The organism is Nocardioides sp. (genome assembly GCF_034670285.1).
GTDB lineage: Bacteria > Actinomycetota > Actinomycetes > Propionibacteriales > Nocardioidaceae > Nocardioides.
Map to the genome: position 1 here is coordinate 1 of NZ_JAXMNS010000123.1, position 9,104 is coordinate 9,104.

The following is a 9,104-nucleotide window of genomic DNA, read 5'->3' on the forward strand; positions in this document are numbered from 1 at the left end:
GGCGATCCTGCGCGCTCATCCTAGCCAGCGACCCGACGCTGCGGCGAAGCGGCGTACGACGAGCGCGGCGACACCGCCGCCGCTCGGGTGCATCCGATTCGTGAGGGAGGGAGCCGGGCATGTATCTTGCTCCTCGCTTGGCCAGGTAGCTCAGTTGGTACGAGCGATCGCCTGAAAAGTGATAGGTCGGCGGTTCGACCCCGCCCCTGGCCACCGGCACCGCAGGTCCCCGACCTGCACGAAGACCCCCACCGGATCCCGGTGGGGGTCTTCGCTTTCTGGCCGGACTCAGGACATGGTGCGGACCGCGAGGCCCTCGATCCGTACCTGCTTCTTGTTGCGCGTCACGATGCCCACCTTCCCGGACGTCGGCGTGGCGAACCGCGTGACCGTCTTGAGCACGCCGGCGCGCGCGGGCCCCTTGGTGTTCACGACCGCGAGGCGCTTCTTGCCCAAGAACACCTTCACCTTGCCGAGCTTGGGGCCGCGGCTGACCACGAGCGCCAGCGAGGTGGCGTCACTGACCGTCGCGGTGAGCTTCGAGCCCTTGCTCCGAGCCTTCAGGTAGGTGCCGCGATAGGCGTCGCCGTCGGACCGCCGCTTCCAGTCGCGCGTCTTCTTCAGCTGGCGGTCGTTGAGCGGCACGTAGAAGCGGCGGGCGGCCGGCGTCGGGTCGGTGTTGCCGGCCTCGTCGGTCGCCGCCACCGAGAAGTCGTAGCTCCCCGGAGCCAGGCTCCGCACCGTGAGGGTGCCCGACTGCGGGCAGGGCCCCGAGGCGCCGTTGAGCTCGCAGGTGAAGCTCGCGCCCGGCTCGGACTCGTAGCCGAAGTCGATCACCCGGTCGAGCACGAACGAGTTGGTGCGCGGCCCTGAGCTGATCGTCGTCTCCGGCGGCGTGTTGTCCACCGGGGGCGGCGTCGGGGTGGGCGTGGGCGTCGGCGTCGCAGTGGGCGTGGGTGTCGGAGTGGGTGTCGGAGTGGGTGTCGGAGTGGGCGTCGGCTCGACGCCCAGGACCGTCAGGTTCGCGTCGCTCACGTCGTAGAAGTAGTTGCCGACCGCCTGCACCCGGACGCGACCCTGGCTCGTCGCCGTGCCCGGCCAGGTGATCTCCTGGATCCCGTCGTTGGGGGTGCTCTCGGCCAGGACGGTCGGGAAGCTGAGCCCGCCGTCGCTGGAGAAGGTGACCTTCACGTCGGTCGCGTAGGTCGCGGAGTCGGTGCCCGCGACGTCCCAGACCACGGTGCCGGGCGTCCCCCCGGTCACGGTGGCGGCACTCGCCTGCGAGGTGACCGCGAACGGGCCCGCGGAGCCGACGCTGAGCGCGACGTCGGCGAACGACGTGCCGCCGTCTCCCGGGCTCAGGTCGCGCGCCGTCAGTCGGAAGTTGAGCGTGCGGGCCGTCGTGGGCAGGAACTCCGAGTAGCAGTCGAGCGTCGCGCCCGGCGGCATCGTCGTGCTCGCGCCGTACGTCGGGCACGTCCCGGTCGCAGCGTTGGTCGCGCCTGCCGCCACCTGCGCGGCGTCGGGGAAGGAGCGGGTGGGGCTGGCGGTGGCAAGGTTGAGCCCCGGCGAGTGGTACTGCGCCGTGCCGGCCGCCGACACGTCGGCATAGGTGCCGAACACGCGGAAGAGCGGCCCGGCGACCTTGACGTTGCTGTTGAGACCGGTGCCCACGACCGAGCCCGCGTTGTTCTGCTCCCACAGGTAGAGCAGCGAGTCCCCGTCAGCGTCGGTCGCCGAGCCCGTCAGCTCGAACGGCGTGCGCTGCGGGATCGTCTTGCCGGCCGGTGCCGTCACCAGCGGGTTGCGGTTGCCGGACGGCGCCGGGTTCGCGAAGCCCTGGTTGGTCTCCGGCCCGCCGTTGTCGTAAGTGCCGACGATCGAGGTGAAGGAACCCGACGTCAGGGTGACCGTCGGGGTGGGGATGTCGGACGTGCCGGACCAGGTGACCTGGAAACCATTGACGCCCGAGCCGAACGACGTGCCCTTGGACCCAGCGATCGTCGCCGTCGCACCGCTCGGCTCAGCAGCCTCGACAGCAGCCTTCAACCCGGCCGACGTGTAGTTGGTGCCCACGGTGACGTCCTGCGCGGCGCCGCCGTAGGAGATCGAGAAGGACTCCCCCGGGGCCGTGAAGCCACTCAACGCGATGTTCTGGATCTCCTTGACGTTGCCCGGGGCAGAGCGGGTGAAGGCGGCCACCTCGGTCTGCGAACGCTGGGAGAAGTACGGGTCAGTGTGCGGCTGCAGGTTGTCGACGCCGCAGATGCCGGCGTAGGCCATGACCGTGGAGCCTGAGCCGGGCTCGACCGAGGTGGCGCCGTTGCGGTTGCCGACCGAGCAGCCCGACGACGTGCCGTCGAAGGTGTGGTTGCCGGCGAACTGGTGGCCCATCTCGTGGGCGACGTAGTCGATCGCGAACCCGTCCCCGGTCGGCGGCGCGAGCCCCGTGCATCCACCGGCCTTGACCGTCGTCCCGACCGCGCCGAGGTAGGCGACGCCACCGCCGCTGCCGTCGGGCCCGAACATGACGTGGCCGATGTCGTACTTGTCGGCGCCGATGATCTGACCCACCACGAAGCGGTTGGTGTCGATGACACCGTTGCAGCCCACGTCCGAGGCCGTATAGCAGGGCACGTTGCCGCAGCGTCCGTTCGCGCCGAGGAACGCCGCGTCGGTGTTGAAGTTGAGCTGGTCGTTGCCGTCGACGAGCAGCATCGTGATGGAGAAGTCGTCGTTGTAGATCTGGTTGACCCGGTTCATCAAGGTCACCTTCTCGGCGGTGACCACGGTGTCGACGACCGCCGGGTCCGGCGAGGCCGTGAAGAACTCGGCATAGCTGGGGTCACTCACCAGCGCGAGGCGGTAGGAGCGCTGGATCGCCTCGACGCCACCACCCTCACCGATGGCCTCACCGATGCCCTCACCGGCCCTGAGAGCGTCCTCGACCCGTCGGCGAGCCTTCTCCTCGGCCGCCTCCACCTGCGGGAGCTCGGGCTCCACCAGCTTCGCCTCGCGGGCCGGGAGGTCGCGGCCCAGATAGCTGACGTACAGCGCGTCCTCGCCCTGCGCGAGCCCGTTGTAGGCCGGGTCGACGTACCAGGAGGCCCCGGCGCCACGAACCGAGGCGTGGAAGCCCATCGGCGTCACGTCGAGACGGATGCTCGCCGGCGATCCCCCGGTGGCGGTGCCGGCGTAGGTGCGGATGTCGGGGTGGGCGGCCGCAAGAGCGTCCTCCATCACCGGTGACTCACGGACGGCGAACTCCACCAGCGCACCGGTCGGCGAGGGCACCTCGATCGTCACCGGAGCCGCCTGCCCGGACGACCGCGACCCAGCTCCCTCGAGCGGTGCGCGATCGAGCGCGGCGACCAGCGTGTCGGCATCGAGCTCGTAGCCCGCGTAGGACGTCGGCGAGACGCGCCGCAGCAGCCCGTCGGCGCTGCGGGCGGCCGGGCGGGCGTCGACGGCCGTCCACACGTCGGGCGCCGGGCCGTTGCCGTGACCGAGCGGGGAGGCGGGCGGTGGCGCCGACAGCGCGGCGGCGAGGGACACGGGCACCAGACCCGAGGCGAGGAGCACGCCGGCGAGCAGCGTGGGAAGGCGACGGGTCATGGCAGGTCCTTCGACGAGATGGTCTCCCGCCACCGTAGGCCCCGCCATCGCTCGCGTCACCCGTTCACCCGACATCCTGAACCGCCCCTGCGGGTGAGGACGGCACTCGTGTGACGCGGTGTGGTGGAGGCATGAGACGAGGAAGCGGAATTGTCACCCTGGTGGTCCTGCTCTGGCTCATCATCGGAGCCGTCGCTGCGGGACAGCGTGGTTACTACAACGACGACGACCTCAGCTGCAGCGAGACCGGCGACATCGTGCTCACGATCCTGGCCGGCCCGCTCAACTACGTCGGCGTGAACCCGGAGGTCGACTGCGACGACCTCCCCGACTCGGAGGACTTCCCCGACGGGGACGACCTCCCCGAACCGTCGGAGTAGACACGCCCGCACGTCGCCCCGAGCAGACGCCCAGTGGCTAGGGTCTGCGAGTGACCTCGACGCACGACCTCGGACCGGCGCTGCCGAGCTTCACCCCGGTGGCCCGGTTGCGGCCGGTGGCTCTGGTGCAACCCGATGCCGCGACCCCGCTCGCGCCCTACCTCGCCGCCGAGGTCGACCTGCCCGACCCGACCGCCCCCGGGATCGCCGAGCTGACGTTCGGCGACGACCGCTTCGCGGCTCGGTGGAACGGGCGCACCTTGAGCCTGCGGGTCACCCAGGGCGGAGCCTGGCGCAACCACGCGAGCCGGCGCCACGCGACCGGCCGCACCCCCGACGCCGTCGCCATCACCCTCACCGGCCCGTTCGTGACCGGATGGCTGCGCGAGGACGGCGCCTGGGTGGCACGAGGCGTCGTCGACCTCGTGGCCGAGCGCACGGCGATCGACGTGCACGACGAGGATTGGCTGGCGCGCTTCGAGGGCGTGGGTGACCGGTCGGGCTGCTTCGGCCAGCTCGGGCTGCGTGACATCCGCGTCGTGACGCACGCCGACGGGACGCCGTACCGATGTGCCGACGGCGGTGAGGTGCTGCTGACCGCGACCAGCGCCGGCCCGGGTGGCTTCCGCACGGCCCACACGTCGGTGTGGTCCTTCTCCCCGCCCACCCTGCCGTCCACCCTGCCGTCCACCGTGCCTACTGAGGACGGCCCACCGCCGTCCCTCACCCATCGCGGCGACCTGTTCTTCCGTCGACCGCCCGAGGACGACGTGGCCGGGGTGTTCGGCGACCACGCGACGCACCTCGTGCGCGACGGCGACCGCTGGCTGGTGGCCACCAGCACCTGGGGCACCTTCGACCCCAAGCGCGACCCTCACGTGAGCACCACCCTGGCCACCTCGACCGCCGACCTCACCGCGGGCCAGCACGTCCTCGACACCGTGCCGCTCGACCTGCCGACGACCGGACTGACCTCGGTCGGCCGCTGGGACCCTCACCTGGTGCGGCGGGCAGCCACGGCGGCGGAGCCCGGCGGCGACTGGCTCGTCGGCTTCGTCAGCGCCGAGCGCTGGTTCCGCTTCCACCCGGTCCTGGCGAGCGGACCGGACCTGGACTCGCTCTCCTTCCTCGCCGCGACGCCCGACCGCCTCGCCTGCGAGGGCACCACCCTCACCGAGGTCGACGGACGCTGGTGGGTGCTGGCCTCCGACGGCCCCGACAGCCGTCGCTCCGAGCGCCAGACCTACCCGATCTTCGACCTCGAGCTCACTCAGCACGGCGTGCTCGACGCCGACTACCCCTCCAACATCCCGTGGCCCACCACGCTCCCTCCCGCGCCGGGCGCGCCGTCCGAACAGGCGAGCGATTGGTCGCTGATCGGCTTCGACTCGACCCCGTACGGCGGGCCGTTGCTGGGTTACGGCACGCACGGCGACGTGTGCGTGCAGCGCGCCCACTGACGCAGCGTCAGGCTCGGTGGGGTACGTTTCCCGCCGCTACCCCAATCACCGACTGAGAGGACAGGCCATCCCATGAACCGCACCGAGCTGCGCGAGGCCATTGCAACCGAGACGGGCCTAAGCGGAGCCCAGGCCGACCAGGCCCTGAGCGCCGTGCTCGACACGATCACCGCGACCCTCGCCAAGGGCGAGAAGGTCACCCTCCCGGGCTTCGGCACCTTCGAGACCCGTGAGCGTTCGGCTCGCGAGGGCCGCAACCCCCAGACCGGCGAGACCATGCAGATCGCCGCCAGCACCGCCCCGGCGTTCAAGGCCGGCTCCGGTCTGAAGAAGGCCGTCTCCGGCAACTGAAGCCTTCGCTCGTCAGAACAGCCCCTCCGCATCGCGCGGGGGGGCTGTTCTGTCCCGCTGGGCGATTCTGATACCGAAGGAGAACGGTCGCGGGTCATGATGGTCAGGAGGTGAATCGATGGACGACGCACTCGCAGGGCGACTGCTCTTGGCGAGCCCCGATGCGCTGTGGCTGATCGGACTCGACGGCTCCACCCTCTACGGCAACGACCGACTCGAGGCGCTGCTGGGCCGCGACCCCGCCGGCCTCACGTCCGACAACGTCTTCGACGTCACCGACGACCAGGGCCGGCTGGACCTCGCCCGCCACTTCGAGGCCATGCGGGCCGGCCACCCCGGAGGGCAGAACGACGAGGTCTTCATCGTCCGCCCCGACGGCACCCGGGTGTGGACCCTGGTGAGCTGGACGCCGTACCTGGACGAGAGCGGAACGGTCGTCGGCTACCTCCACCGGCTGACCGAGCACACCGAACGTCGCGAGCTGCTCGATCGACTCAGCGAGCGCGAGACCGAGCTCGAGTCCGCCCAGTCGATCGCGCACCTCGGCAGCTGGACCTGGGATCTCGTCACCGGCCACATCAGCTGGTCGAACGAGCTCTACCGGATCTACGGCGCCTCCGAGGGCGACGTCGCGCTCTCCTACGAGTGGGTCTTCGAACGCACCCATCCCGACGAGCGCGCCTGGGTGCAGGACATGGTGGCGTGCGCCGTCTGCGACGGGACCGACTTCTCCTACGAGGGCCGTATCCTCACGGCCCAGGACGAGATGCGCTGGGTCCGCGCAGGCGGCCGCGTCGAGGTCGACGACGAGGGTGTCCCGCTGCGGCTGAACGGCACCTGCCAGGACATCACCGACCTCCGCCTCGCCGCGCTCGACGCTGCAGAGGCCCGCCGACGGCTCGGGCTGCTCAGCAGCATCGCCGAGGCCGCCAACCGCTCCGACACCCTCGACGACGCCCTCGGACGCGCCCAGCATGCCCTGCACGACTTCGACGAGTGGGCCGCTCGCACGGTGTGGGGACGTGCCACGGGCGACGGGGCTCCCATCCTGCTTCACGACGTCTCGGCCGACGGTCGCCCGGCGCCAGGTCCGCACCACGTCGCCGCCCTCGACGCCTGGAGGAACGGCGAGCTGATCAGCGAGACGGGCCACTCACCCGGCACCACCCGGGTCTGGCTGCCCCTGCTGCTCGACGGACGGACGGCGTTCCTCATCGAGCTCGAGGGCTCGGTCGCGCAGCTCGATGACCCCGTCCGCGACCTGCTCGAGCAGGTCGCGATGACGTTGGCGCGCGGCGCGGAGCGCGAGCAGGCGGCCGTCCAGCTCGCCTCCGCCCGCGACGAGGCGATGGCCGCCTCGGCGCACAAGTCGGCGTTCCTGGCGACCATGAGCCACGAGATCCGTACGCCGATGAATGGCGTCATCGGGCTCAACGACCTCCTGCTCCGCACCGACCTCGACGGTCACCAGCGGCGCCTCGCCGAGGGCCTGCGCGGCGCAGGCTCGACGCTGCTCGCCCTGCTGACCGACATCCTCGACCTCTCCAAGATCGAGGCCGGAGCCGTCGAGCTCGAGCACGCACCCTTCGAGATCGCACCGCTGCTCGACCAGGTCGCCACGATCATCTCGCCGCCCGCGCAGGAGAAGCGGCTCGAGCTCGTGCTGAGCTGCGACCCGGCCGTCCCGGCGACGCTCCTCGGCGACCGGGTCCGCCTCGGCCAGGTGCTCACCAACCTGGCCTCGAACGCCGTCAAGTTCACCGACCAGGGCGAGGTCGTCGTCGAGTTCAGCCTGGACCCGCAGTCGCGGCCCGAGCGGCTCCTGCTGCGTGGCGAGGTCCGCGACACCGGTATCGGCATCGGCTCCGACGCCGCCGCTCTCTTCGAGGCCTTCACCCAGGCCGACCGCTCGACCACCCGCCGCCACGGAGGCACCGGTCTCGGTCTGGCCATCTCCCGACGCCTCGTGCGCGACATGGGCGGCAGCATCGGTGCTGACGAGCGCGCCGGCGGCGGCAGCACCTTCTGGTTCGTCGTACCGGTCGAGCCGGCTCCCGACGCAGACCAAACACCCGCACTGAGCGCCCTGGCTCCGCGGGAGGTCCTGGTGGTCGACGACAACGCCACCTCGGCCGCGACCCTCCGCAGCCAGCTCACCGACTGGGGGCTCACGGTCACCGTGGTCGCCTCCGGCGACGCGGCCCTCCACGTGCTGCGCGAGCGGACCGGCACGCCGTCGGCCTTCGACCTCGTCCTCGTCGACCTCTACATGCCCGACGTCGACGGGCTCACGCTCGGACGCTCGCTGACGAGCACGCGCGACCTCGAGGAGCTCTCGGTGATCCTCCTCTCCGACGATCCCTCGGTGACCCTCGACCAGGCCCGGGCCGCAGGCTTCTGCTGCATCGTCGACAAGCCGGTGCGGGCCACCGAGCTGCACGACGCGGTGCTCGTGGCCTCACGGTGTGCCGACGACGCCCCGGTTCCTGAGGGCCCGGCTCGCGGCAGCGCCCGCACCTACGTGCAGCTGGACCTCAACGTCCTGGTCGTCGAGGACAACCTCGTCAACCAGCTGGTCGCCCAGGGCCTGCTCGAGGGTCTGGGCTGCCGCAGCACCATCGCTGCCAACGGGGAGGAGGCCGTGACCGCGCTCGCGCCGGGGCACGCCTACGACCTGGTGCGGATGGACTGCCGGATGCCGCGCATGGACGGCTACGACGCCACCGAGGTGATCCGCTCCCGTGAGGAGGGCGCCCGGGTACCGATCGTGGCCATGACCGCCTCCGCCCTCGCCGGGGAGCGCGAGCGCTGCCTCGGCGTCGGCATGGACGACTTCCTCTCCAAGCCGGTCGACCCGAATGACCTGGCCCGGGTGGTGGGGTTCTGGGCCACCACTGTTGCCACCACTGGGGCCACCACTGCGGCCACCACTGGGGCAACCGCGTCGCGGGCCCGACCGGAGCAGGCTGAGACGCCATGGCCGCTCGCTCACCAGGATCCCGGGCCCGACCTCGACCCCGAGCGTGTCGAGATGCTGCGCGAGCTCGTCCGCGACGGGGTCAGCTTCTTCGAGCGCACCCGCACGTCGTTCCTCGCCCGGGTCGAGGAGACCCTGGCGGCGCTCCGGTCGTCCCGCGACGACGACGACCTCGTCGCGATGGCCGCCGTGGCCCACCAGCTCAAGGGCAGCGCCCTGAACCTCGGCCTCACCCGCGTCGGCCTGCGAGCGGCGACGTCGAGGAGGCAGCGCTCGTCGGCGACGAGCCGGGTGCAGCAGAAGCCATCGCCCTGCTCGAGG

At 71.4% G+C, this 9,104-nt stretch carries 5 protein-coding genes and 1 tRNA gene; 5 read left to right on the plus strand and 1 reads right to left on the minus strand.

All coding sequences use genetic code 11. The features are described from left to right. Positions 1-139: 139 nt before the first annotated feature. Positions 140-213 (plus strand) — tRNA-Phe (locus VOI19_RS08125). Positions 214-288: 75 nt separating this feature from the next. Here VOI19_RS08125 and VOI19_RS08130 read toward each other — a convergent pair. Continuing rightward, positions 289-3,615, minus strand: coding sequence for a M12 family metallo-peptidase (locus VOI19_RS08130; protein WP_323792462.1), 3,327 nt, complete (start codon positions 3,613-3,615; stop codon positions 289-291). 131 nt (positions 3,616-3,746) lie between these two features. On the opposite strand from VOI19_RS08130, the gene VOI19_RS08135 reads away from it, so the two are divergent. From VOI19_RS08135 to VOI19_RS08150, 4 genes are all read left to right on the plus strand, one after another. After that, positions 3,747-3,995 (plus strand): hypothetical protein, encoded by a 249-nt coding sequence (locus VOI19_RS08135; RefSeq protein WP_323792463.1) that lies wholly within the window; start codon positions 3,747-3,749, stop codon positions 3,993-3,995. Positions 3,996-4,045: 50 nt separating this feature from the next. After that, complete coding sequence (locus VOI19_RS08140; protein ID WP_323792464.1) at positions 4,046-5,455, plus strand: hypothetical protein; 1,410 nt, start codon at positions 4,046-4,048, stop codon at positions 5,453-5,455. A gap of 72 nt (positions 5,456-5,527) precedes the next feature. Further along, positions 5,528-5,806, plus strand: a complete 279-nt coding sequence (locus tag VOI19_RS08145) for an HU family DNA-binding protein (RefSeq protein ID WP_323792465.1) — start codon at positions 5,528-5,530, stop codon at positions 5,804-5,806. A gap of 118 nt (positions 5,807-5,924) precedes the next feature. Further along, positions 5,925-9,104: response regulator (locus VOI19_RS08150; protein ID WP_323792466.1), on the plus strand; the 3,180-nt coding region annotated here is incomplete at its 3' end.

Coding starts and splice junctions, on each gene's coding strand:
- VOI19_RS08145 (WP_323792465.1), top strand. CDS start 5,528: ATGAACCGCACCGAGCTGCGCGAGGCCATTGCAACCGAGACGGGCCTA.
- VOI19_RS08130 (WP_323792462.1), bottom strand. CDS start 3,615: ATGACCCGTCGCCTTCCCACGCTGCTCGCCGGCGTGCTCCTCGCCTCG.
- VOI19_RS08135 (WP_323792463.1), top strand. CDS start 3,747: ATGAGACGAGGAAGCGGAATTGTCACCCTGGTGGTCCTGCTCTGGCTC.